The organism is Bradyrhizobium denitrificans, from assembly GCF_013179005.1.
GTDB classification, from domain to species: Bacteria; Pseudomonadota; Alphaproteobacteria; order Rhizobiales; family Xanthobacteraceae; genus Bradyrhizobium; species Bradyrhizobium denitrificans.
This window is the reverse complement of the sequence record NZ_JABFDP010000007.1, coordinates 71,285-93,813: the sequence shown is the minus strand read 5'-3', so window position 1 is coordinate 93,813 and position 22,529 is coordinate 71,285. Positions and strand designations below refer to the sequence as shown.

At 65.5% G+C, this 22,529-nt stretch carries 26 protein-coding genes; 13 read left to right on the top strand and 13 right to left on the bottom strand.

Translation table 11 applies throughout. The annotated features are described in order from the left end of the window. The first annotated feature begins 569 nt into the window (after positions 1–569). Entirely contained in the window at positions 570–806 is a 237-nt protein-coding gene (locus tag HL671_RS09180; protein WP_172236203.1) for a hypothetical protein, read from the top strand. Between the two features lie 120 nt (positions 807–926). On the opposite strand, the gene HL671_RS09175 is transcribed toward HL671_RS09180, so the two are convergent. Next, on the bottom strand, positions 927–1,817 hold the full coding sequence (locus HL671_RS09175; RefSeq protein ID WP_012043580.1) for a cation diffusion facilitator family transporter: 891 nt from the start codon (positions 1,815–1,817) through the stop codon (positions 927–929). Between the two features lie 209 nt (positions 1,818–2,026). Further along, positions 2,027–2,299, bottom strand: coding sequence for a hypothetical protein (locus tag HL671_RS09170; protein ID WP_172236202.1), 273 nt, complete (start codon positions 2,297–2,299; stop codon positions 2,027–2,029). 389 nt (positions 2,300–2,688) lie between these two features. Between HL671_RS09170 and HL671_RS09165 the strand changes: the two genes are divergently transcribed. Continuing rightward, positions 2,689–3,660: an aldo/keto reductase gene (locus HL671_RS09165; protein WP_012043582.1), complete on the top strand. Its 972-nt coding sequence runs from the start codon at positions 2,689–2,691 to the stop codon at positions 3,658–3,660. Positions 3,661–3,697: 37 nt separating this feature from the next. Here the strand turns inward: HL671_RS09165 and HL671_RS09160 are convergent, their stop codons facing one another. From HL671_RS09160 to HL671_RS09145, 4 genes are all read right to left on the bottom strand, one after another. Beyond that, positions 3,698–4,384 carry a spermidine synthase gene (locus tag HL671_RS09160; protein WP_172236201.1) on the bottom strand — a complete coding sequence of 229 codons (687 nt, stop codon included), beginning with the start codon at positions 4,382–4,384 and terminating at the stop codon, positions 3,698–3,700. Positions 4,385–4,391: 7 nt separating this feature from the next. Beyond that, positions 4,392–5,426 (bottom strand): GTP 3',8-cyclase MoaA, encoded by a 1,035-nt coding sequence (moaA, locus tag HL671_RS09155; RefSeq protein WP_172236200.1) that lies wholly within the window; start codon positions 5,424–5,426, stop codon positions 4,392–4,394. 168 nt (positions 5,427–5,594) lie between these two features. Next, complete coding sequence (locus HL671_RS09150) at positions 5,595–6,074, bottom strand: hypothetical protein (protein ID WP_012043585.1); 480 nt, start codon at positions 6,072–6,074, stop codon at positions 5,595–5,597. Between the two features lie 273 nt (positions 6,075–6,347). Further along, positions 6,348–7,034, bottom strand: coding sequence for an HAD-IA family hydrolase (locus HL671_RS09145; RefSeq protein WP_012043586.1), 687 nt, complete (start codon positions 7,032–7,034; stop codon positions 6,348–6,350). 176 nt (positions 7,035–7,210) lie between these two features. Here HL671_RS09145 and rpiA point away from each other — a divergent pair, with 176 nt between their 5' ends. The 4 genes from rpiA to HL671_RS09125 all read left to right on the top strand — a co-directional run bounded on the left by rpiA (position 7,211) and on the right by HL671_RS09125 (position 10,538). Continuing rightward, positions 7,211–7,903, top strand: a complete 693-nt coding sequence (gene rpiA / locus HL671_RS09140) for a ribose-5-phosphate isomerase RpiA (RefSeq protein ID WP_012043587.1) — start codon at positions 7,211–7,213, stop codon at positions 7,901–7,903. Positions 7,904–7,952: 49 nt separating this feature from the next. Further along, on the top strand, positions 7,953–8,480 hold the full coding sequence (locus tag HL671_RS09135) for a DUF2059 domain-containing protein (RefSeq protein ID WP_012043588.1): 528 nt from the start codon (positions 7,953–7,955) through the stop codon (positions 8,478–8,480). A 32-nt stretch (positions 8,481–8,512) separates the two neighbouring features. Next, positions 8,513–9,898, top strand: coding sequence for a glutathione-disulfide reductase (gene gor, locus HL671_RS09130; protein ID WP_172236199.1), 1,386 nt, complete (start codon positions 8,513–8,515; stop codon positions 9,896–9,898). A 238-nt stretch (positions 9,899–10,136) separates the two neighbouring features. Beyond that, on the top strand, positions 10,137–10,538 hold the full coding sequence (locus HL671_RS09125) for a (R)-mandelonitrile lyase (protein ID WP_210263828.1): 402 nt from the start codon (positions 10,137–10,139) through the stop codon (positions 10,536–10,538). A 29-nt stretch (positions 10,539–10,567) separates the two neighbouring features. On the opposite strand, the gene HL671_RS09120 is transcribed toward HL671_RS09125, so the two are convergent. Genes HL671_RS09120 through HL671_RS09110 form a run of 3 tightly spaced genes read right to left on the bottom strand, consistent with a single transcriptional unit; the run spans position 10,568 to position 11,555 of the window. Next, positions 10,568–10,783 (bottom strand): hypothetical protein, encoded by a 216-nt coding sequence (locus HL671_RS09120; RefSeq protein ID WP_012043591.1) that lies wholly within the window; start codon positions 10,781–10,783, stop codon positions 10,568–10,570. Positions 10,784–10,824: 41 nt separating this feature from the next. Beyond that, on the bottom strand, positions 10,825–11,235 hold the full coding sequence (locus HL671_RS09115; RefSeq protein ID WP_172236197.1) for an SRPBCC family protein: 411 nt from the start codon (positions 11,233–11,235) through the stop codon (positions 10,825–10,827). Continuing rightward, on the bottom strand, positions 11,232–11,555 hold the full coding sequence (locus HL671_RS09110) for an ArsR/SmtB family transcription factor (RefSeq protein ID WP_012043593.1): 324 nt from the start codon (positions 11,553–11,555) through the stop codon (positions 11,232–11,234). Before HL671_RS09110 ends, HL671_RS09115 begins: the two co-directional genes overlap by 4 nt. A gap of 223 nt (positions 11,556–11,778) precedes the next feature. Between HL671_RS09110 and HL671_RS09105 the strand changes: the two genes are divergently transcribed. Both HL671_RS09105 and HL671_RS09100 read left to right on the top strand, forming a co-directional pair. Continuing rightward, positions 11,779–11,973 carry a hypothetical protein gene (locus HL671_RS09105; protein ID WP_172236160.1) on the top strand — a complete coding sequence of 65 codons (195 nt, stop codon included), beginning with the start codon at positions 11,779–11,781 and terminating at the stop codon, positions 11,971–11,973. Between the two features lie 37 nt (positions 11,974–12,010). Beyond that, a complete protein-coding gene (locus tag HL671_RS09100) occupies positions 12,011–12,739 on the top strand; it encodes a sulfite exporter TauE/SafE family protein (protein WP_012043595.1) in 729 nt (242 codons plus the stop codon). 64 nt (positions 12,740–12,803) lie between these two features. Here the strand turns inward: HL671_RS09100 and HL671_RS09095 are convergent, their stop codons facing one another. Further along, complete coding sequence (locus tag HL671_RS09095) at positions 12,804–13,538, bottom strand: metallophosphoesterase family protein (RefSeq protein WP_012043596.1); 735 nt, start codon at positions 13,536–13,538, stop codon at positions 12,804–12,806. Between the two features lie 178 nt (positions 13,539–13,716). Continuing rightward, positions 13,717–13,989: a hypothetical protein gene (locus tag HL671_RS09090; RefSeq protein WP_172236196.1), complete on the bottom strand. Its 273-nt coding sequence runs from the start codon at positions 13,987–13,989 to the stop codon at positions 13,717–13,719. On the opposite strand from HL671_RS09090, the gene pip reads away from it, so the two are divergent. From pip to HL671_RS09070, 4 genes are all read left to right on the top strand, one after another. After that, complete coding sequence (pip, locus tag HL671_RS09085; RefSeq protein WP_172236195.1) at positions 13,988–14,902, top strand: prolyl aminopeptidase; 915 nt, start codon at positions 13,988–13,990, stop codon at positions 14,900–14,902. The genes HL671_RS09090 and pip overlap by 2 nt on opposite strands. Before the next feature lie 965 nt (positions 14,903–15,867). Beyond that, positions 15,868–17,256 carry a class II 3-deoxy-7-phosphoheptulonate synthase gene (locus tag HL671_RS09080; RefSeq protein WP_012043597.1) on the top strand — a complete coding sequence of 463 codons (1,389 nt, stop codon included), beginning with the start codon at positions 15,868–15,870 and terminating at the stop codon, positions 17,254–17,256. After that, positions 17,256–17,609 (top strand): diacylglycerol kinase, encoded by a 354-nt coding sequence (locus tag HL671_RS09075; protein WP_172236194.1) that lies wholly within the window; start codon positions 17,256–17,258, stop codon positions 17,607–17,609. Before HL671_RS09080 ends, HL671_RS09075 begins: the two co-directional genes overlap by 1 nt. Before the next feature lie 12 nt (positions 17,610–17,621). Then, positions 17,622–19,001: a nitrilase-related carbon-nitrogen hydrolase gene (locus HL671_RS09070; protein WP_172236193.1), complete on the top strand. Its 1,380-nt coding sequence runs from the start codon at positions 17,622–17,624 to the stop codon at positions 18,999–19,001. Between the two features lie 23 nt (positions 19,002–19,024). On the opposite strand, the gene HL671_RS09065 is transcribed toward HL671_RS09070, so the two are convergent. Together HL671_RS09065 and HL671_RS09060 are read right to left on the bottom strand one after the other, a co-directional pair. Next, the gene (locus HL671_RS09065; protein ID WP_012043600.1) at positions 19,025–20,203 is read right to left on the bottom strand and encodes a DUF2865 domain-containing protein; all 1,179 of its coding nucleotides are present in this window, start codon (positions 20,201–20,203) and stop codon (positions 19,025–19,027) included. Positions 20,204–20,356: 153 nt separating this feature from the next. Then, a complete protein-coding gene (locus HL671_RS09060) occupies positions 20,357–20,665 on the bottom strand; it encodes a hypothetical protein (protein WP_012043601.1) in 309 nt (102 codons plus the stop codon). Between the two features lie 372 nt (positions 20,666–21,037). Here HL671_RS09060 and cysS point away from each other — a divergent pair, with 372 nt between their 5' ends. After that, positions 21,038–22,456: a cysteine--tRNA ligase gene (gene cysS, locus HL671_RS09055; protein ID WP_172236192.1), complete on the top strand. Its 1,419-nt coding sequence runs from the start codon at positions 21,038–21,040 to the stop codon at positions 22,454–22,456. Positions 22,457–22,529: the final 73 nt, after the last annotated feature.

The following is a 22,529-nucleotide window of genomic DNA, read 5'->3' as shown; positions in this document are numbered from 1 at the left end:
GTTTCGCGATCACGCTGAGCGTGCGGGTCTTGTCGACGACGCGCTTGGAGCGAATGCAACGAAACGTCCTCCCCCTCGATGCTTCCGGCTCTTGTTCGGCGCTTGTGTGAGGGCGAACGCCCGTCGGCCGCGCGGGCCCGAAAGCGAGGGCACCATTTCAGCGTGTCATCCTGCCGTCAATCGGAAAATGGACACATTGACGCCCCGGCAACAGTCTGGCGCTGTTCGGTAAACTCGGATCCGACAGCTCACGGCGAACGCGCAGTCTTTGTTGCCGAAGGATCAGGCAGTCGGCTGGAGGCGGTTCGCAGCCGCCACAGCGGCGGATCAGAACGGGCTGGTGCCAATTCGGTTCGCGACGCGACCGCGGCCGCCGCCGCAGGCGCGGAGCCGGGGCGTCCATGGCCATGGATGGATCGTCGTTCAGCAGAGACCCTACAGCTCGACCACGCCGGAGCGTTCCAAACAGCGATCCCCAACCTGTCTCGAGATCGCCCATGGGAATGTTGGCGCGGGGCCACAAGCTGGATAGAACGTCATCATGAACGTCTGACCCAGGGATCAACCGGATGAGCAAGCCGAGCAAGACCGAGGCCGAACTGATCGCGATGGCGGTGGCCGAGCTGAAGGTTCATACGGATTATGCTGAGGGCCTTCGCATTTCCGTCGTGCGGGACGGACATTCCTGGGAGTTTCGCGCCAGCGCAGATCAGGAAACGATCAGCAAGCCCGGCTATCCCGAATGGGTCGCCATGCTGGTCCAGATCGGCGATCATTTGTCGAAGCAGTACGCGCTTCAGGAGTGACGCGCTTCGCGCGGGACGCGGTCCGAATGTGAGCGTCGGATCAGGGGCGTTCGCTTGGCGGTCGGCAAGCCTTCGCAGCATTGCGGCCGAACGGCAACCGACATGGGTGCCGCGCTTCACTCAGAGCACGACGACGCCGGAGTGCTTGGCCTTGTTTTCGGGCTCGATGTGAATGGTAATCGAGCTATGCTCGTCGTCCTCACGCAAGGCTTCTTCGATCCGGTCGCAGATGGCGTGGGCCTGGTTGACCGACATCTCGCCGGGAACGACGAGGTGGAACTCGATGAAGGTCATCTTGCCGGCGTGCCGTGTGCGGACGTCGTGCGCCTCGAGCGCGCCGTCGGCATGGCCGCTGATGATCTGGCGGATACGGGCGAGCGTGGCGTCCGGCACCGCTTCATCCATCAGGCCGCCGGTCGATTCCTTCAGCACCTGCCATCCCGACCAAAGGATGTTGACGGCGACCAGCAGAGCCAGGGCCGGGTCGAGGATCGGCAGCTGCAGCATCACCGCGAGGCCAAGGCCGATCACAACGCCGCCCGAGGAGACCACGTCCGTCAGCAGATGTCGCCCGTCGGCCACCAGGGCCGGCGACCGTAGCCGCTTACCGCGCGTGATCAATAGCCAGCACCAGATGCCGTTGATCACGCTTGCGAGCCCATTCACGGCGAGACCCTCAATGGGAGCCGAGAACGGCCGCGGCGCGAACAGATTGCCATAGGCCTCGTGGACGATCAGCAGCGCGGCGACCACGATCATGACGCCTTCGATCACCGCGCTGAAATACTCGACCTTGTGGTGACCGAACGGATGGTTGGCGTCGGCCGGCTTGGCGGCGATGCGCACCGCGAGCAGCGCCACGCCCGCCGTGACCACGTTGACGATGCTCTCAACCGCGTCGGAGTAGAGCGCGACCGATCCCGTGATCCAATAGGCAGCATATTTCAGGGCGAGGACGATCATCCCGACCACGAGGCTGCCGACGGCGAGCTTGAGCGACTGCGAATGCATGATGTCCTGATCCCGACCGAAGCTGGGTACTCAAGGGCGCGAGGGAACGCAATGTCCGTTGCTGCGACTGAGTTTCGGGAGAGCTTGTTGCTGCCTGCAACTGGCGGAGCGATGTCGCATGATCTTGCTGACCCCAGCAAACAGAAAGGTCGCGCCCGGGGATGAGCACGACCTCCTGACGTCGCCATAGCCCGTCGAGGGACGGCCGACTACTTCTCTTTGATGACCGTGGTGGTGCTGGTGGAACTGCCGACGGTGCCTTCGTCCTCGCAGACCTTGGTCTGCTTGATACGGTCCTCGGCTTCGACGCGGCTCGTGAACGCCATCGGTCCGATCTGGGTCACGACCTCCCGGTCGGCGGGACGCGTGGTGGTGATGGTGCAGCGATGGCTCGGGCCCTGCACGACATAGTATTCGTCAGCGAATGACGGGGCCATGGATCCGATGATCACCGCGCCAGCAAGAAGAAGGGGTGCTTTCATTGTCGCCTCTCTTTCCAGTTACTGCCAATGCAGGACGGATGCGCCCGACAGCCTTGCTGGTCGTCGCTCGATCCTCTCCGCGCCTGTGCAACTCGCGCGCAAGGCAGCCGTTCCGGCGACATGTGGCGGACACCCTTGATCGGCGGCGTGGACGAAGCGGCTGCAGCGGCCGCTGTGTCGCCACGGTCTGATGTGTCGGGTCGATCCCAGCCCGAGCGGCCGGGTCGCGCACGGGCGGCCGAGCCATAAGAGACCGGACGACCGCAACGAACCACTCGACATCGCGCGCCTGTGTGGGCCGACAAAAATGTGTCGGTCGGTATCCAAATATTGCCAATGATTGCCGGATATGATTGGCTGACGGTAGCGTTCAACCTTTGCGTTTGTCCATGAAGTATCGACAACTTGGTTCTCTGACCGTCTCCGAAATCGGTCTCGGCTGCTCCGGATTCTGGGGGCATCGGCAATTCGACGACCGGCAGGCCATCCGGATCGTGCATGAAGCGTTCGATCTCGGAATCAATCTGTTCGATACTGGACACAATTATTGCAACTATAATGCCGAGCCGCGGTTGGGCCGCGCGCTGGCAGAGATATTGAAGCGCTCAGATCGCTCGAAGATCGTGGTCTCGACCAAGGCCGGCACGTTGCGTCCGCGGCCTTTGCTGTCGCTCCGTGAGGTCAAGACGCAGGATCACAGCCCCGATTATATTGAGCGCGCCTGCGCGCAGGCGATCAAGAATTTGAACGCCGGTTTCATCGATATTTTCTATCTGCATAATTTCTCGCCGGCCTCGATCACCGATGAGCTGTTGACGAAGCTCGCCGCGATGCGCCGCAATGGCATGTTCCGGTTGCTTGGCATCAACACGCATTCCGAGGCGCATATGCAATATGTCGCCCAGCTGAAGGGCGTGTTCGACGTGGCCCTGATCGATCTGAACGTCGCGCAACTGGACCGGCTGCCGGTGGTCGAGCAACTGCACAAAGCGGGCATTGCCGTCGTGGCGGGCACGGTGCTGGCGCAGGGGCACCTGATCCGTGGCAAGATCGGTCACATCCGCAGCGCGGCCGATCTGTGGTATCTGGCCCGCGCGCTGCTAAAGCCGGACGCCCGCCGCCTGGCCTTGGCCGCGCGTGATGTCCGGCCCGCGCTCGCGGCAGTCGAGGGTCTCTCGGCGGCCCAGGCCGCAATGTCCTATATTCTCGGGCTTCCGCAGGTGTCGGCCTGCATTTTCGGAACCACGAACCTGAAGAACCTCCGGGAGATCGCTGCCGCTCCGGAAAAACGCCTGTCCGAGGCGCACGCCGCTTCGATCTATTCGGCGTTCCGTCAGCAGCGCACCTTCGCCAGCGCCTGATCAAGATCGATGTGGTCGGCCGTCGCTGCGCCAGGCGTCATCGCGCCGGTCGCGTCGCGATCCAGATGACATGGCGGGCGCCACCGCCACCGCCGCGACCGGTGGCGCGGATCTTGATCTCCTCGGTGTCGAAGCCGGCCTTGCGCAAGCGCGGGGCGAAGCGATCGTCGGGGTGCGACGACCACACCGCCAGCACCCCGCCGGGGCGCAACGCGGCGAACGCCGTCCGCAGGCCGGACGAGTCATAAAGCGCGTCGTTCGATTGCCGGGTCAGGCCCTGCGGACCGTTGTCGACGTCGAGCAGGATGGCATCATACGTGCCGCGTCCGCCCGCGATCAGTCGCGCCACGTCGGCTTCGCGGATGTCGACGCGCGGATCGAGCAGGCTTTCGCCCGACAATTCGGCCATCGGGCCGCGTGCCCAGGCGATCACCGCGGGCACCAGCTCTGCCACGGTGATCCGGGCCTGCGGTCCCAGCACCTTCAACGCCGCGCGCAGCGTGAAGCCCATGCCGAGGCCGCCGATCAAAAGATGCGGATCGGGCCGGGCCTTGAGACGGGCGCAGCTCAGGGTCGCCAGCGCCTCCTCGGATCCGTAGAGGCGGCTGCTCATCAGCTCGTTCTGGCCGAGCTTGATGGTGAACTCCTTGCCGCGCTGCATCAGCCGCAGCGGCTCGCCGCCGCCCGGGACGTCTGCGGTGTCGATCAGCTTCCAGGGGATCACGGGTGGTTCACCCGCCCGTCACGCTCATATGCCGGCTGACGCTCGGGCGGTTGTGGCGGCGGTCGATGATGAAGTCGTGACCTTTCGGCTTCAGGCCGATGGCGCGGTCGATCGCGGCGCTGAGCTCCTCGTCGCTGGCGGAGGCCCGCAGCGGCTTGCGCAGATCCGAGGCGTCCTCGTGGCCGAGGCAGGTGTGCAATGTGCCGGTGCAGGTGACGCGCACGCGGTTGCAGCTCTCGCAGAAATTATGCGTCATCGGCGTGATAAAGCCGATCGTGCCGCCGGTCTCGGCGACGCGCACATAGCGGGCAGGGCCGCCGGTGGTCTCGTCGAGATCGGTCATCGTGTATTTCTGCGCGATACGGCCGCGCAGCAGCGAGAGCGGCAGATATTGGTCGATACGGCCTTCGCCGATCTCGCCCATCGGCATCACCTCGATGAGCGTCAGCGCCATGCACTTGCCATGCGCCCAGTCGATCAGGCTGGGGATCTCGTCCTCGTTCATGTTCTTCAGCGCGACCGCATTGATCTTCACCGCAAGGCCAGCGGCGCGCGCGGCCTCGATGCCGGCCAGCACGCGGTCGAGATCGCCCCAGCGGGTGATGGTGCGGAACTTCTCAGGATCGAGCGTGTCGAGCGAGACGTTGATGCGGCGAACGCCGCAATCGGCGAGCTCGGCGGCGTATTTCGCGAGCTGGGTCGCATTGGTCGTCATCGTCAGCTCGTTGAGCGCGCCGCTCTTCAGATGCCGCGACAGCGAGCGCACCAGGCTCATGACGTTGCGCCGGACCAGCGGCTCGCCGCCCGTGAGGCGCAGCTTCTTCACGCCCTTGTGGATGAAGGCGGAGCAGAGGCGGTCGAGCTCCTCCAAAGTCAGGAGGTCGGCCTTCGGCAGGAACGTCATGTCCTCCGCCATGCAATAGAAGCATCTGAGGTCGCAGCGGTCGGTGACCGAAACGCGCAGATAGCTGATCCGGCGTCCGAAGGGGTCGGTCATCGGGCGCGTCAGGGCGGTGTCACTCAACGTCGTCTCAGCGGTCATGGAAAGCCTTGGCAGGTGGCGCCGATGCCACGAGGCGGCCGCGTGGCGCGGCCGAACATCAATTACGAAGCAATCTAATCATGATCAGCGCGGCTCACAATCGTCGAGATGCGCGCCTTCGATGCTGCGATGCAGCGCCGCCGAAGCAGCGATATCGCGGGCGAGCTGCTATTGGCGTGCCGCGGTCGGCGCCGGGAATGCGGAACCGGTGGCCGCCGGAGCAGGGGCTGCTGCGGCCGGCGCAGCGGCGGATTTCTGCGGCTTCGGCTTCTTCGGCCGCATATGCTTGACGGCCTTGGGCGCGGGCGCGGCCGGCTGCAATTCGGCCACGACAGGGCTCGGATCCATCACAACAGGCGGTGAACTGTTGAAATCGCCGCTGTTGCGGATGACCTGCACGGGGATCGTCGCCGGCTGATATTTGTCCATGGTGAAAGTGACGCTGAAGCCCGCATCCGGTGCTGGCACCGAGACGGTGCAGGGCGTTTTGCAGCCCGGTCCGAGCGAGGTCTTGGCCTCGGCCCCTTGCGGCACGGAATCGAGCTGCACCGGCACCTCCGGCGCCGCCATCTTGAAACTGTCCATGGAGAAGGACGAGCAGCCGGCCAACCCAGCTCCCGCGATCGCAATTGCGATGACACGCCACATCATGATGTCCGCCCCACAACCCTGCGGCCATCCGCCGCAATCCCAGGGCGACCATAGGAGCGTCAGAACAGCGGCGCAACTGCGGTCAACCTTATTCTCAACAGAAGGTTAAACCTGGAACCGCCACGAATTCCGGAGATTGGCCAGCGTCTTACGTGTGGTGCTGCGGGAGATTCGCAATTTTGGAGAGCAGCCGGGCCGGGGGCGAGGCTGCGCACTTTTGAACGAGAAGAGATGCAACCGCGCTCTGCGAGGCGCCCGGCTGAGTGCCCGTCAGCCGACCTTGAGCGACGGCCCGAGCGCGGCAACGGCGGCCGGCAGCTCGCGCATATGGTCGATCAGGTGGTCCGGATTCAGCTCCGCGATCGGCACATCCGTATAGCCGAAGGTGCAGCCAATCACGGGGACGCCGGCACGGCGCGCCGCGCCGACATCGGTTCCGGCATCGCCGACCATGATCGCGGCGCCGAGCTCGCCGCCGGCGCGGGCAATGGTCTGGCGCAGGATCGCCGGGTCCGGCTTGGCCACCCCGAACGTGTCCGCGCCGCAGATCGCCGCAAAGCGCGCGGAGAGGCCAAGCTGGTCGAGCAGCCGCTTCGACAGCCATTCCAGCTTGTTGGTGCACACCGCGAATTGGCAGCCGCGGCCGGCGAGTTCGTCCAGCGCGGCCTCGAGCCCGTCGAAGGGGCGCGATTCGACCGCGATATTCTCGGCGTAGAAGTCGATGAAGTCGACGGTCAGGCGCTCGATATCCTCGGTGCTGGCGAAGCGGCCCTCAGCCTCGAGGCCGCGCTCGAGCAGCTTGCGCGCGCCATGCCCGATCATCTTGCGCGCCGAGGCCAGCGGCACGGGCCGCAGACCTTCGCGCTGCAGGATGTGGTTGAGCGCGTTGATGAGGTCCGGCGCCGTGTCGACCAGGGTGCCGTCGAGATCGAAAACGATGGTGCTCGAGATGCGCATGGGTATCCGCTACCGGCAGGCTCGCGCCCTTGCAAGGGCTCGCGACGGCTTTTTGTCCGATTTCGTGGCCGCGGAGAGCTAGGCCCCGCGGCAAAACATCGCTAGATATGCGCCGGTTTTCGGCTCCGGCTTGCGCGGAGCCTCAGGGGTTGCGAGGGGCGGGTTCCTTGGTCGACATGGATGCATTGAAGCGGCAGGCGGCGGCGCACGCGCTGCGCGAGGTCGAAAGCGGCATGAAGCTCGGGCTCGGCACCGGTTCGACCGCCAAGCATTTCGTCGACCTGCTCGGCGAGAAGGTCCGCGCCGGCCTCAAGGTCGTGGGCGTGCCGACGTCGGAGGCGACGCGGGCACAGGCGGAGGCCTGCGGCGTGCCGCTGACCACGCTCGACGAGATCGACCATCTTGACCTGACTGTGGATGGCGCCGACGAGATCAATCCGGCGCTCGATCTGATCAAGGGCGGGGGAGGGGCGCTGCTGCGCGAGAAGATCGTCGCCAGCGCTTCAGATCGCATGATCGTGATCGCCGACGAGAGCAAATGGGTGGCCCGGCTCGGCCGCTTCCCGTTGCCGATCGAGGTGATCCCGTTCGGGCTTGCCGCGACCCGGCATGCCATTGCTGCCGCCTTCGCGAAGGCGGGCGTGTCCGGACAGATGGACCTGCGCAAGTCGGCAGATGGCCACGTTTTCGTCACCGATGGCGGCCACTGGATTGTCGACGTCCGCCTTGGGGAGATCGAGGATCCCCCGCGCCTGGCGGGTCTTTTGAGCGCAATTCCGGGCGTGGTCGAGCACGGGCTGTTCATCGGCCTCGGCAGCACGGCGATCCTGGCGGGCGCACAGGGAATTCGCGTTATCCAGCGGCCTTGAGCGCAGCCCGAAACTGCGCCCAGCGCCGCAATCTCACAGGAGACTTGGAATGAAGAGCGTGTTCAGAATCTTGCCGGCCGCCGGCGTTGTGCTGGCCCTGGCCTCGGCGAGCCCCGCTGCCGCGCAGGCGCAAGCGCAGCCGCCGGCCTTGAAGCCGGCCTCGCCCGCCTGCATGGCCGGTGCGCGCGAGATTCTGGGAATGAAGAATGCGGCTGCGATGTACGCCAATGCCGTCCCCGGCATCGTGCAGCAGACCAAGCAGGCGCTGCTCCAGTCCAACCTCAACTACCAGAAGGATCTCGACGAGGTCGCCGTGGTGGTCGCCCAGACCTATGCCGGCAAGGAGAAGGAGATCGGCGAGAAGATGGCGCAGATCTACTGCAACGAGTTCTCCGACCAGGAGATCGCGAACCTCGTCACATTCTACAAGTCGGCGATCGGCCAGAAGCTGCTTGCGGCCGAGCCGAAGGCGATCCAGATGAGCATGGGCGCAATGAATCAGTGGGCGGCGGAGTTCTCCGACACCGTTGCCGCGCAGTTCCGCGCCGAGATGCGCAAGCGCGGCAAGCAGCTCTGATCAGGTTGTCAAAAGGATAGGTCGAGGACGAAATGGCTGAATTCGACGTCGACCTGTTCGTGATCGGTGGCGGCTCGGGCGGCGTGCGCGCCGCCCGCATCGCCGCCGGCTATGGCGCCCGCGTGATGGTCGCCGAGGAATACCGCATGGGCGGCACCTGCGTGATCCGCGGCTGCGTGCCCAAGAAGCTGTTCGTGATCGGCTCGCATGTCCGCCAGGAGATCGCCGATGCCGCCGGCTTCGGCTGGACGATCCCGACCGCGACCTTCGACTGGAAGACGCTGATCGCCAACAAGGACAAGGAGATCGCGCGGCTCGAGGCGGCCTACACCGCCAATGTCGAGAAGTCGGGCGCGCGCATCGTCAAGACCCGCGCCGTGCTGGAGGACGCCCACACCGTGCGGCTCGCCACCGGCGAGACGATCCGCGCCAAATACATCCTGATCGCGACCGGCGGCGCGCCCAATCACGGTACGCCGATTCCGGGCATCGAGCACGTCATCTCCTCCAACGAGGCGTTTCACCTGGAGGAGCTGCCGCGCCGGATCGTGATCCAGGGCGGTGGCTATATCGCGCTCGAATTCGCCTGCATCTTCGCCAATTTCGGCTCCGACGTCACCGTCGTCTATCGCGGCGACAATATCCTGCGCGGCTTCGACGAGGACGTGCGAAAGCATGTCCGCGCCGAGATGGAGAAGGAAGGCATCACCATCCTGACCGGCTGCACGGTGGCGAGTGTCGACAAGCACGGCAAGGACTACACGACGCATCTGTCGAACGGCTCCAGCATCGCCTCCGACAAGGTGATGTTCGCGATCGGCCGTCATCCTGCGGTCGCCAATCTCGGCCTGGAGAAGGCCGGCGTCGCCATCAATCCGCGCAACGGCGGCATCGCGGTGGACGCGTTCTCGCAGAGCTCGGTGCCGAGCATCTATGCGATCGGCGACGTCACCCATCGCTTCAATCTGACGCCGGTGGCGATCCGCGAGGGCCATGCCTTCGCCGACACTGTGTTCGGCGGCAAGACCGTGCGCGTCGACCACGCCGATATCCCGACCGCGGTGTTCAGCCAGCCTGAGGTGGGCACGGTCGGCCTCACCGAGACCCAGGCGCGCGAACTCTACGACCGCGTCGACATCTACAAGACGAGCTTCCGGCCGATCAAGGCGACGATGTCCGGCCGCGACACCCGCGTGTTGATGAAGCTCGTCGTCGATGGCGCGTCCGACCGCGTGCTCGGCTGCCACATCGTCGGCGACATGGCCGCCGAGATCACCCAGGCTGTCGCGATTGCCGTCAAGATGAAGGCCACCAAGGCCGATTTCGACGCCACCGTCGCGCTGCATCCTTCGGCCGCCGAGGAACTCGTCACGATGCGCACCGTGACCGAGCGCCACGTGCGGCAGGCCGCGGAGTAGGGGCCGCAGCGGCCTCGCCTTGCGCGATCGAGGCGGCGATGTCCGGATGCGTTGACATTGCACCCGAACTGGCGCCACCCAGTGCTGGCTGAGGCGTTGCTTCTCCCGTGTGAGCTGCATTCAGAAAACCATGCTCCGCGTCCCATCTTATCGGGCGGCGGCGCGCGTCCTACACTGGCGGGCACGATCGATGACGAGGCATGTCATCGCGAGCATGAGCAGCAGGACGAGAGACGACATGGACATCAAGCGCAGCGGTTCGCGGCCTTCCGGCGTGGGAGCGCCCGATCATTTCACCGGCGCGGTGCGCAGCGATCCCCTGTTCGACGTGGTGGAGCCGGCGCGGGCGCGGGGCGGGCTGGTCACCTTCGAGCCGGGGGCGCGCACGGCGTGGCACAGCCATCCGCTGGGGCAGGTCCTGATCGTGACCTCCGGCCTAGGCTGGGTGCAGCGCGACGGCGGCCCGATTGAGGAGATCCGCCCCGGCGACGTCGTGAGGTTCGAGCCCGGCGAGCGGCACTGGCATGGCGCGACCGCCACGACCGCAATGTCTCACATCGCGATCACGGAGTCGTTGAACGGCAAGACGGCCGACTGGTTCGAGCATGTGAGCGAGGCACAATATCGCGCGCGTTTGTGACGTTCGGCTCAGGCGCGCGCCCGTCCCGCTCAGGGCTGAGTCTTTGCCGAACTCGCCGACAGATAGGGCCGCGCGAACAGATAGAGCCCCGTCGCCAGCAGCGCGATGAGCGGGACCAGCGCCAGCAGGCCGACCCAGAACGCCGGTTGCGTTTGCGTCATCGCCGCGATGTTGATGATGACCGCGACCGTGAAGGCGATCGACACCCAGCGATGGACCTGCCGGATCGTGTTGCTCCAGTTCATCTGTTCCTCCCGGTGATGACGTTGCTTTTGGTCGGTGCGGCTCAGTCGAGCCGCGCCAGAGTCTGCTCCAGGCCGTCGAAGAATTTCGGCCAGCCGTAGCGCGCGCCCTGATAGGCACGGGTCTGATCGGCGGCGAAGCCGGTCTGCTCCATGCGCAGATGCGTGCCATGGCGCGTCGGCGTCAGCGTCCAGGTCACCACGCTGTCGAGGCCGAGCGCGGCCCAGCTATAGGCCAGCGTCCTGTTCGGCTCGATGGCCAGGACCTGGCAGTCGACGATGCCCCAGTCGGCCTTCAGCTTGAAGCGATGTTCGAGCTCCGGAATGAAATCATTCGCCATCAGCCATTCCGCGATCAGATGCGGCTGCGTCAGCGCGCGCCACAGCTTTTCCGGCGGATGTGCGAACTCGCGTTCGACGACGACGGTGCGGGTTTCAGGCGCAGCAGAGTTCATTGATCCATCCTGTTGAGCAGATTGTCGAGATCGTCGAAGCGGCTCTCCCAGAACGCGGCCATGCGGCTGGTCCAGTCGAGCAGCGGCGCCAGCGCCTTGGGCTGCGCGCGATAATGCGTCAGGCGACCCTCGTGGCGCTCGCGCACCAGGCCGGCCTGCTTGAGCAGTCCGAGATGTTTCGAGACCGCCGGCTGCGACACGCCGGCCTTGGCGGTGAGCGCGCCGACCGTCTGCTCGCCGTTGCGGCACAGGCCTTCGAAGATCGCACGCCGGGTCGGATCGGCGAGCGTTCGGAACAGGAGGTCGGGCGAGCGGGCCATTCAATCTATAACTCGTTGGTTATGGATATATGCATAACCGTATGGTTATGGATTTGTCAATCTGGAACTCTCGCCGAATGAGCAATGCATCGGTGCAATGGCGGATGAGCCGGCTCCAGGCGAGACAGCCAACGCTGCGCGCGCCGGGGAACGAACGTCGCGTGCCATACTCCTATCGGGGGACGCTCAGGGGACGCTGTGATGCTAGCAACCATCAAATCAGTTGCTGGAGATCACGGATATGCAGGCCCATCGGGTTCCGCCGCAGCAGAGACTTTCGGTCACGCCACGCGCGGCGCTGGCGGTGGGCATCGCGATCCTGTTCCTGCTGCTGCACGTTGTTGCCGGCGTCATCGTGCGGGCCTCTGCCACGGTGGATGGTCCTTCTTCTGTTTCGATGCGTCAGACCTACGATTGACCCCAGTTCATTTTCATTCTTCAGCCGGAGATATTTCATGCCCGGGCTCGATTCATTCCTGCTGCTCAGCGTCGCCGTTTTCTTTGGTGCTTTCGTTTCCGGACTGGCAGGATTCGCTTTTTCGGCCGTGGCCGGCGCCATCCTGCTGCATGTGCTGCAGCCGTTGGAGGCTGTCCCCTTGATGATGGCCTGCAGCATCGGCGTGCAGGCGACGAATTTGTGGGCGCTGCGCAACAGCATCCGCTGGAAGGAGAGCGCGGTGCTGATCCTGGGCGGCATCCTCGGCGTGCCCCTGGCGCTTTGGCTGCTGCATAATGCCGATGCCCGCGCCTTTCAGCGCGGGTTCGGCCTGATGATTGCGGCCTATTCCGGCTACATGCTGTTCAAGCCCGGCCTCGGCCGCCTGCAGGAGATGAGCCGAAGCCGCACGGCGATGGTCGGATTCGGCGGCGGTGTGATCGGCGGCCTCACGGCGATGCCCGGTGCGCTGCCGACGATCTGGTGCGAGATGCACGGCCTGCAGAAAGCCGATCAGCGCGGCCTGGTGCAGCCCTTCATCGCGGTGATGCAGGTGTCATCGCTGGCCATGATGCTGGCGCGCCACGAACTGTCGTCCAAGGTGCTCGTCGATCTCGCCATGAGCATTCCCGCTCTCCTTGCCGGCACCGCCCTCGGCATCCTCGCTTTTCGCAGGATCAAGGACGCGGTGTTCAGGAAGATCATCCTGGGCATCCTGCTGCTGTCGGGTCTGCTGCTGGTCGTCTGAAAGGTCATGCCCTTCTGGGCGTGATGCCTGCGCATGCGGCGAACAGGACAGCTGCGTCAGCGGCTCACGCCACCCAGCCGGTCGCGATGGCGTTCGCCCAGTCGTGCATGCCCCCGCTGCGCGCCAACGCCGCCATCGGCGCTGGATCATAGGGCACGTAGTGCAGCGTGACCGACCACTGGCGTAGCCCGCGCTCCAGAACCGCGTAGCAGGCATCGGGAGTGCCGGTCTCCACCCGATAGCTGCTCGGCGGACGGCCGCGATAGCCGGGCAGTCCGACGCTGCCGGGATTGACGATCAGCCGACCATCATGCAGTCGAACGACGCGCGGAACATGGCTGTGTCCGCACAGGATCAGCGAGGCATCGATTCCGTCCGCCCGCGCCGCGATGCGAGCAAGACTGTTCGGGCGCACTGTGCCGTCTGCCATCACCTCCTCGAGCCAGAATGCGGCATCATCGTCCGGCGCCCCATGGCAAAGAAAGACGTCGTCGCGATAGATCAGCGTCGCTGGCTGGGCCGCGAGCCAGTCGATATGCGCCTGTTCGAGCGCTCGGACATCGCGACGCGACGAGTCTCCCGCGCGATGCAAGTCGATCATGTGCCGGTCCTGGTCGCCGCGGATCGACGCGAAGCCGCAGGCCATCAGCATCTCGGCGGTGCGGACAGGTTCGAGCGGGCCGCTCAGATGATCTCCGAGATTGACCACGTCATCAATGCCGCGCGAAGCGATGTCGGCCAACACGGCCGCGAGCGCGTCTGAATTGCCATGAATGTCGGCGATGGCCGCAAAACGCATGAAAGCCTCCGTTCGGGGAACGGCGGGCAGGGCGTGGCCATGCGATGAACCGTTCGCTTTAGCTGCATTTGGAAACGCGCCCGCAAGCTGATGGTCAAATCGGCGCTTGGTCCTCACGCTAGCATGCCGCCCTTGGTGCGGACAATGCGGAAAGGAGAAGGGCCGCCAGTGCTCGGAATCAGAGTGGAGTGATAAGGAGGCGCTGGCGTAGCTTTTTCTTGGTCCGGACAGTAGGAGCAGTTCTGTCGTTGTCGGCTTTGACATCGGAATCGATCTGATGCTCGAACTGCTTGAGATCGGTGAATGAGGCGCCACCCCGTGACGGCCCTGGAGAATTGCAGACCACATCTCGAACGGGTTGAGCAAACGAGGCGGTGGTCGAGAAGATGGCGGAGCCGCTCTGAATGTAGGACGATCGATTCCCGGCAATTGAACCGTACGACAGCGGCATGCTCGACGTCGGTGACGGTCATCAGGTGTATTGGGAGTGCTGCGGGAACCCCGCTGGCAAGCCCGCGCTCTATCTGCACGGCGGCCCGGGTTCAGGCGTCACGCCGGGCCAGCGACGCTTGTTCGATCCAGATGCCTATCGGGTCGTACTCTTCGACCAGCGCGGGTCCGGACGCAGCAGGCCGCTCGCCAGCGCGCCGGATGCCGACCTGAGCACTAACACCACCGCTCATCTCATCGCCGACATCGAAGCGTTGCGCCAGCTACACGGGGTCGAGCGCTGGACCGTCCTGGGCATGTCGTGGGGAACCACCCTTGGCTTGGCCTATGCCCGGACACATGCGCGGCGGGTCGACGCATTGGTGCTGGCACTCGTCACCACCACATCGCGTCGCGAAGTCGAATGGGTCACCCACGACGTCGGCCGCATCTTCCCCCGCGAGTGGAACCGGTTCGCCTCAGCCGTGCCCGACACATTGCGGCACCTGCCTTTGGCCGATGCGTATGCCACGCTGTTGTTTGACGCCGATCCCGCCGTCTGCGACCACGCGGCGCGGGAGTGGTGCGCCTGGGAAGATGCGCACGTCTCGCTTACCCCCGGGCATCTCCCGAATCCGCGCTACGAAGATCCGGAATTTCGCCTCCGGTTCGCACGCCTGGTTACGCACTACTGGCGGCACGCCGCCTTCCTGGGAGAGGACCAACTCCTCCGTGATGCCGCGCTCCTGAACGGCATTCCCGGTGTCCTGATCCACGGCCGGTATGACGTCAGCTGTCCGCTGAATACCGCGTGGAAACTGTCGAAAGGCTGGACGACCAGCGAGCTTCAGGTCCTGGACGATGCCGGCCATGGCGGCGGCGACACATTCATGACCGCCGTTGTTAGTGCCTTAAACCGGTTCGCTGCACTGTAATTATCCGTGGCCTTCTCTCCGGCTTGCTGCCTCAGGAAAGTGAATACTGGCAGGCGTGGCCTCGATCTCGTCGGCTTTGGACCGCGGTTGGTATCGCTGCAAGATTTGTCTTTACGATTTCCAGAAATCATGCTCTACTGCGCGCATCCCGCCTCATTCGGAAGGGGCGTTGCGCGCGATCGTCACGACACGCGGGGCGGGGAGCGATGGCCGTGGTTTTGCCGCAGCGTGTCCTTGGGATGCGCGGACGAACGGCGAGGCTGCGGACGTGAAGTCGCAGCGTGCCGACACCCCGATGCTGGTGTCCAGCGCAATGTGCGAAAGCGCATTGTCGCCATGGTGGCCAACACGCCGGCGCACCAGGCAGACTGCGTATAAGCGTTAAGACTGTCGCGCAGGGAATGCCGGTTGATCGGCTTTGCCTGTGGTGTCTGCCGCCTGCACTTTTTTCCGCAGGCGGGCCATGGGTGGGGCCTTCACCCGGCATTCCCTGCGCCCTCCGACCTGTCGAGAGGGTGAACCGTTCGGCTTCAACCTCGGGCATCCGTGCTGCGGGAACGAGACCACGTGTCAACTGATCCCGTGCTCCCTGGTCATCGTCGGCTGTCGTCCCGGGCAAGCCGCGGCGGCGCGGCGCCGACCCGGGACCCATACGCCCAAGGCGCGGTTGGTTTGCGCAAGTTGATCCACGTGGCGTCACGACGACAGCCGGTGGTGATGGATTGCGGCGATGGCCGGGATGACACTGGTCATTGTCGAGCCTCGCTTGCGCTCGCAAGGACGGCGCAGGGCGTGGGCCCGCCGCCAATCTCCGGAATCTCGGACGAGCCGGAATCCCTTCGCAGCTGCAACGGCTTGGCGGGACGACTTAAATTCCGGATGGCGGTTCGCAGACAGGCTGTGTATAACGCGCGCGCCGCGGCGGGGGAACAAGCGCGCGGTGTTTCGCGAAGGGAGTAGAAGCCATGACCGAGCGCTGGAGCCCGGAGAGCTGGCGTTCCAAGCCGGTGCAGCAGGTGCCTGAATATCCCGACCCGAAGGCGCTGGCCGAGGTCGAGGCGCAGCTCGCGACCTTTCCGCCGCTGGTGTTCGCCGGCGAGGCCCGCAACCTGAAGAAATCGCTGGCGCGGGTGGCAGCCGGCGAGGCCTTCCTGCTGCAGGGCGGCGACTGCGCCGAGAGCTTTGCCGAGCATGGCGCCAACAACATCCGCGACTTCTTCCGCGTGCTGCTGCAGATGGCGGTCGTGATGACCTATGCCGGCGCGGTGCCGGTGGTGAAGGTCGGGCGCATCGCCGGCCAGTTCGCCAAGCCGCGCTCGTCGCCGACCGAGAAGATCAATGGCGTCGAGCTGCCGAGCTATCGCGGCGACATCGTCAACGACACCGCCTTCACGCCCGAGGCGCGTATCCCCAATCCGCAGCGCCAGCTCGATGCCTACCGGCAGTCGGCGGCGACCTTGAACCTGTTGCGTGCGTTTGCCACCGGCGGCTTCGCCAATCTCGGCAGCGTGCATCAATGGATGCTCGGCTTCGTCAAGGATAGCCCGCAGTCGCGGCGCTACAAGGAACTGGCCGACCGCATCTCCGAGGCGCTCAATTTCATGCGCGCCTGCGGCCTCGATCTCGAAAGCCATCCCGAGCTGCGCGCCACCGATTTCTACACCAGCCACGAAGCGCTGCTGCTCGGCTATGAGCAGGCTTTCACCCGCGTCGACTCGACGACGGGCGATTGGTACGCGACCTCGGGTCATTTCATCTGGATCGGCGACCGCACAAGGCAGCTCGACCATGGCCATGTCGAATATTTCCGCGGCATCAAGAACCCGATCGGCCTGAAATGCGGTCCCTCGCTGAAGCCGGATGAGCTCTTGAAGCTGATCGACATCCTCAACCCCGACAACGAGCCGGGCCGGCTGACCCTGATCAGCCGCTTCGGCGCCGACAAGGTCGGCGATCACCTGCCCCACCTGATCCGCGCGGTGCAGCGGGAAGGACGCAAGGTGGTGTGGTCGTGCGATCCGATGCACGGCAACACCATCACCTCGACCTCGGGCTACAAGACCCGGCCGTTCGACCGCATCATTTCGGAGGTGCGCGCCTTCTTCGCCGTGCATGCGGCCGAGGGCACCCATGCCGGCGGCATCCATCTGGAGATGACCGGCAAGGACGTCACCGAATGCATCGGCGGCGCGCGGGCGATCACCGATGAGGATCTCAACGACCGCTATCACACGGTGTGTGATCCCCGGCTCAATGCCGAACAGTCGATCGACATGGCGTTTCTGATCGCCGAGCTGCTGAAGCAGCAGCGCGGCGGCAAGTCCGCCCCGATGCCGGCCGTCGCGGGTTTCTGATGCTGCGTCTGTGGCGCGCGACGGTTAACTCGCGCAATGGCCTGGCCTTCGCGCTTCGCTCCGAGCAGGCGGTGCGTGAGGAGGTGGTCGCCTTCCTGCTGTCGCTGCCGCTCGCTTATGTGATCGGCGCGACGCCGATGCGCAGCGTCGAGCTGGTCTGCGCCGTCGTGCTGGTGCTGGTGGTCGAGCTGCTCAACACCGCGATCGAGAAGCTCGCCGATCGCCTGACCACCGAGCACGATCTGCAGATCGGCCGGGTCAAGGATCTCGGCTCGGCCGCAGTCGGCGTGGCGCTCCTGATGTCCGGCAGCTTCTGGCTGTTCGCGATCGCCGAGCGGCTCGGGCTGTTGTGAACGGGTTGAGCGATGGCCGCTGACGTCTTCCGGATCACGCTGGCCCAACTCAATCCCACGGTCGGCGATGTCGCGGGCAACGCCGCGAGGGCGCGCGAGGCGCGCGCTAAGGCGGCGGCCGATGGTGCCGATCTGGTGGTGCTGCCGGAGCTGTTCATGGCCGGCTATCCGCCGCCCGATCTGGTTCGCGAGCCCGCGTTCCAGTCCACCTGCCGCGCCGCGATCGAGACGTTGGCGGGTGAGACCGCAGATGGCGGGCCGGCCGTGCTGATCGGCACGCCCTGGGCCGAGGACGATAGGCTCTTCAATGCCTGCGCGCTGCTTGACGGCGGCCGCATTGCCGCGCTGCGCTTCAAGGCCAACCTGCCCGATGGCGACCAGAGGCGCCTGTTCGCCCGTGGTCCGGCCGCCGGGCCCGTCAGCGTGCGCGGGGTTCGCATCGGCGTTGCGATTGGCGAGGACATCCGGGTCGAAGCATCGTCGGACGACGAGAGCGTGGTCGAGACCTTGGCGGAAACCGGAGCCGAGATCATCGTGGTCCCGAGCGGTTCGGCCTATGTCCGCGGTGGCGGCGATCGGCGCCTCTCGGCCGCCGTGGCGGTTGTCACCGGGAGCGACCTGCCGCTCGTCTGGCTCAACCAGGTGGGCGGCCAGGATGGAGTGGTGTTCGACGGCGCCTCGTTCGCGCTCAATGCCGATTTGTCGGTGGCCACCCAGTTGAGCGGCTTCGCGGCGGAGGTCGTGACCTTGACCTGGAGCAGGGGCGCCGACGGCTGGCACGGCCACGGCCCGGTGGCGAACGCGATCGACGGTGACGAGGCCGATTACGCCGCGTGCGTGCTCGGCCTGCGCGACCACGCGCTCAAGAACGGGTTCTCTGGCGTGCTGCTCGATTTGGCCGGCGGCATCTCGACGGTCTTATCAGCCGAGATCGCGGTCGATGCGCTCGGGCCGGACAAGGTTCGCGGCGTATTGCTGCCTGGGCGCGATACCGCGCCGGGGGCAAACGATGACGCCAAGGCGCTCGCGGCGAGGCTCGGCATCACCCTCGACATATGGCCGATCGAGGCTGCCGTCGAAGGCTTCGAAAAGATCCTGCCTCGGCCGCTTGCGACCGGCGTTCAGGACGACCTGCTGGCGCATATCCGCGGCACCATGCTGCGGGCGCTGGCGCGCACATCCGGCCTGCTGGTCGTTGCCGCCAGCAACACGTCGGATCTGCCGGGGAGAGGCACGCGTCACGCTGATGATGTGAGCTGCGGCTTCGCTCCGCTCGCCGACATCAGCACGATGCAAGTGATGCGCCTCGCCGCCTTGCGGGGGCGCTGGACGCCTGGCGATGCGCGGGGCCGGGCGGTCGAGGCGACAGCGCCCGACGCGTGCGAGGGATGATGCGGATGACCCGGCGGACTTGCTCAGCGCGCCGGGATGAAGGTCGGGCCGACCGTACGGATCTGCTTGTCGCCGCCGGCGCCGGTGGTGGTGTCGGCGGTCGCGGCCGGCGGCGCCGCATCGGCGGGCGCTGCGCCCTTCTTGGCAGCCGTCGCCGGTGGCTTGCCGGTCTGGCGCTGCTGCATCCGCTTGGCGCTCTCTTCCGTGACGATGATGTCGCCTTGCTCGGCGGCGCTGGCCCGGTCGTCGATCGATTTCAGCGCATCGGCCCAGGTCTGGCCCGGCGCCTTGCACGAGCAGGATGGGTTGAACTCGGTGCGATATTTGAACGCATTCGGCAGTGCGCTGTAGGGCTGGCCGTTGACCGACACCGCCTGGTTCATGTCCTCGCCGGGATTGCGATAGGTGAACAGCGTCGCGTCGGCGGCCGGGCATTGCGCCTTGCAGGCCCGCTCGTCATCGGCGAAGCGGCCGGGAACGGTGGCGAACGAGATCGGGAAATAGGCGCCGTCACAGCTGCGTACGCAGACGGTGCGGTAGGTGCCCTGGGGCGCGGCGAGATCGGCGCTCGGCGGTGGCAGCGACGCGGCCGGGTTGGTGTCGGGGCCGCCGCCGAACAGGCTCGTCAGGAAATTGCCGCCGCCGCCACCGCCGCCGCCGCCGCCGCGGTTGGCATTGGCGTATTGCTGATATTGCGGGCCGCAATTGTTCTGACCGAGCGCCGCAAGCACCGAACGACGCTGATTGTCCCGCTCGCCGCCGAAGCCGCCGCCGCGCAGCCGCTCCAGGCTGCCGGTGATCTGGTCGAGATTGGCGCGCATCTGCTGGATCTGGTTGTTCACGGGGGCGCATTCGGCCGAGCGGCCGTTGAACAGCGAGAAGAAGCCGGAACTGTCGCAGCCCATGCGCTTGGCCTGCATGCTGACGCGATCGAGCTCGCTCTGCTGCTTGGCCGCCGCATCCTGATAGCGCCGGATCTGGTCCTCACGGGCGGGATCGCCGCCACCGCCGCGGTCGATCGAGGCAAGCTGCGCCTCGAGACGCGGGCAGATCGGATTGACCCCGGCCTGCGGCGTCGGCGGGCCCGGCGGCATCTGCGCATAGGAGTCGGAACTGGATTGGGCGAGCGCGTGCGAGCCGGTCAGGATCAGTCCGAGCAATGCGGTGCGGGCCAACAGGCGCGGAGACAGGGAAGCGATCAAGATGCGGTATTCCGGTCCATGGATGCAGCCGCGGGACTAGCACAGAATTCGGAAAAATCGCGGCAGCGGCGAGCTTCCAATAGCCGCTTTGTTCGGCAGCGTCACGTCGTTTCCAGGGCGCCCGGAAGGCGGGAACTGCCGGTGCCGGACGGCTCAGCGCTGGCAGGTGATCGCGACAAAATCGCTGCAGCTGCCGTGCGTGCAGCTTGCGCCGGCCTTCGAGACCGATCCGGTAATCTCATCGGGATCGACCCGGCGGTAGGACGAGGCCTGAGCAAAATCCCGTGATTGGCAGTAGGAGCGCGCGGCCGAGGCACCGCATTTGTCACCCCTGGCCAGGCACTGGTCGACGCCATAGCCGTCGGATTCGTTGGCGATGATGAAGATGCGGCTCTCCGCCGAAGCGGTCGTTGCGGCGGCGAGAAGGACGAAGCAGGCGAGCAGCGCCGAGGAGAATCGCATGGTGCACCGGACGATGAGGGATACAACTCATGGTTAGGCCAAAAAGGTTAATAATGATTAACCTCGCGGCAGGGCGGGTGCATTTGGGCGGCGAAAACGGCCGTTTTGCGACCCTTGACGGCAACACCAGCCTGGATCATGGTGAAACCCATGAACGGTTTCCTCGCCATCTGCTGCATTTGCCGCGAGATTACGCGCTAGCGATTCGCTGGCTGAGGCCGTCTTTTCTCACCCGAGATGATCAGGACGCCCGGCCGGCAGGTCGGAGCGTGATTTTGCCGTGGCCGCCCGCCTGCGGGCCGTCATCTGGCGGAGGACAGCTGTCACGTCTCGCCCGGCGAGGCGGAACGCACAGGCATTCGGGGACGGACCATGGAATTGCGTTTGTACGACACCGCGACGCGGGAGAAGCGCCCCTTCGTGCCGCTCGATCGGAACAATGTCCGCATGTATGTCTGCGGACCGACCGTCTATGACTTCGCCCATATCGGCAACGCGCGCCCGGTCATCGTCTTCGACGTCCTGTTCCGGCTGTTGCGCCATCTCTATGGCGCCGAGCACGTCACCTATGTCCGCAACATCACGGATGTCGACGACAAGATCAACGCGCGCGCGGCGCGCGACTTTCCCGGACTGCCGCTGAACGAGGCCATCCGCAATGTGACGGAGCTGACTGAGCGACAGTTCCATGAGGATGTCGACGCGCTCGGGTGCCTCAGGCCGACGATCGAGCCGCGCGCGACCGAGCATATCGCCGAGATGCGCGACATCATCGAAAGGCTGGTGGCCGGCGGCTTCGCCTATGTCGCAGAGGACCACGTGCTGTTCTCTCCAGCCGCCATGAATGCCGCCAACAAGGTGCTGCCGCGCTATGGCGCGCTCGCCAATCGCTCGCTCGACGAGATGATCGCCGGGGCCCGCGTGGACGTCGCGCCCTACAAGAAGGATGCGACCGATTTCGTGCTGTGGAAGCCGTCGAAACCCGGCGAGCCGTCCTGGCCGTCGCCGGCCGGCATCGCGGCCGAGGGCCGTCCCGGCTGGCACATCGAATGCTCTGCAATGTCCTGGAAGCACCTCGGTGAGACCTTCGACATCCATGGTGGCGGCATCGATCTCGTATTTCCGCATCACGAGAACGAGGTGGCGCAGAGCTGCTGCGCCTTCCACACCGCGCGCATGGCCAATGTGTGGATGCACAACGGCTTCCTGCAGGTCGAGGGCGAGAAGATGTCGAAGAGCCTCGGCAACTTCGTCACCATTCGGGAGGTCCTGGCGGATTGGCCGGGCGAGGTCGTACGCCTGAACATGCTCAAGACGCATTATCGCTCGCCGATCGATTGGACCTTGAGAGGGCTCGAGGAGAGCGCGAAGGCGGTCGATGATTGGTACCGCACGGCGGGCGATCTGCGCGAAGGCAGGCCTGCGGACGCCGTCATCGAAGCGCTGCGTGACGATATCAACACGCCGTTGATGGTCGCCGTGCTTCATGGTCTGCGCAATGAGGCAGCTTCTGGCGGTGTCGACGATGTGGCGCGCTTCGTCGGGTCGCTGCGATTGTTGGGCTTCCTGGCCGAAGATGCCGCGCAATGGCGCGCGCGCAAGCAACAGGCCAGCGGCGTCGATGCGGCGAAGGTCGAGGGCCTGATTGCCGAGCGCACCGCGGCGCGGGCGCGCAAGGATTTCAAGGAATCCGACCGTCTGCGCGACGAGCTCGCGGCCATGGGCGTGGTGCTGAAGGACGGCAAGGGCGCCGACGGCAAGCCGGTCACGACCTGGGAGATGGCGCGATGACGAAGCCCGACACGCCGTTTCCGCGGCACTGGCTGTATTATATCGGACTGAAACTGGTGCTGATCGCGGGCGC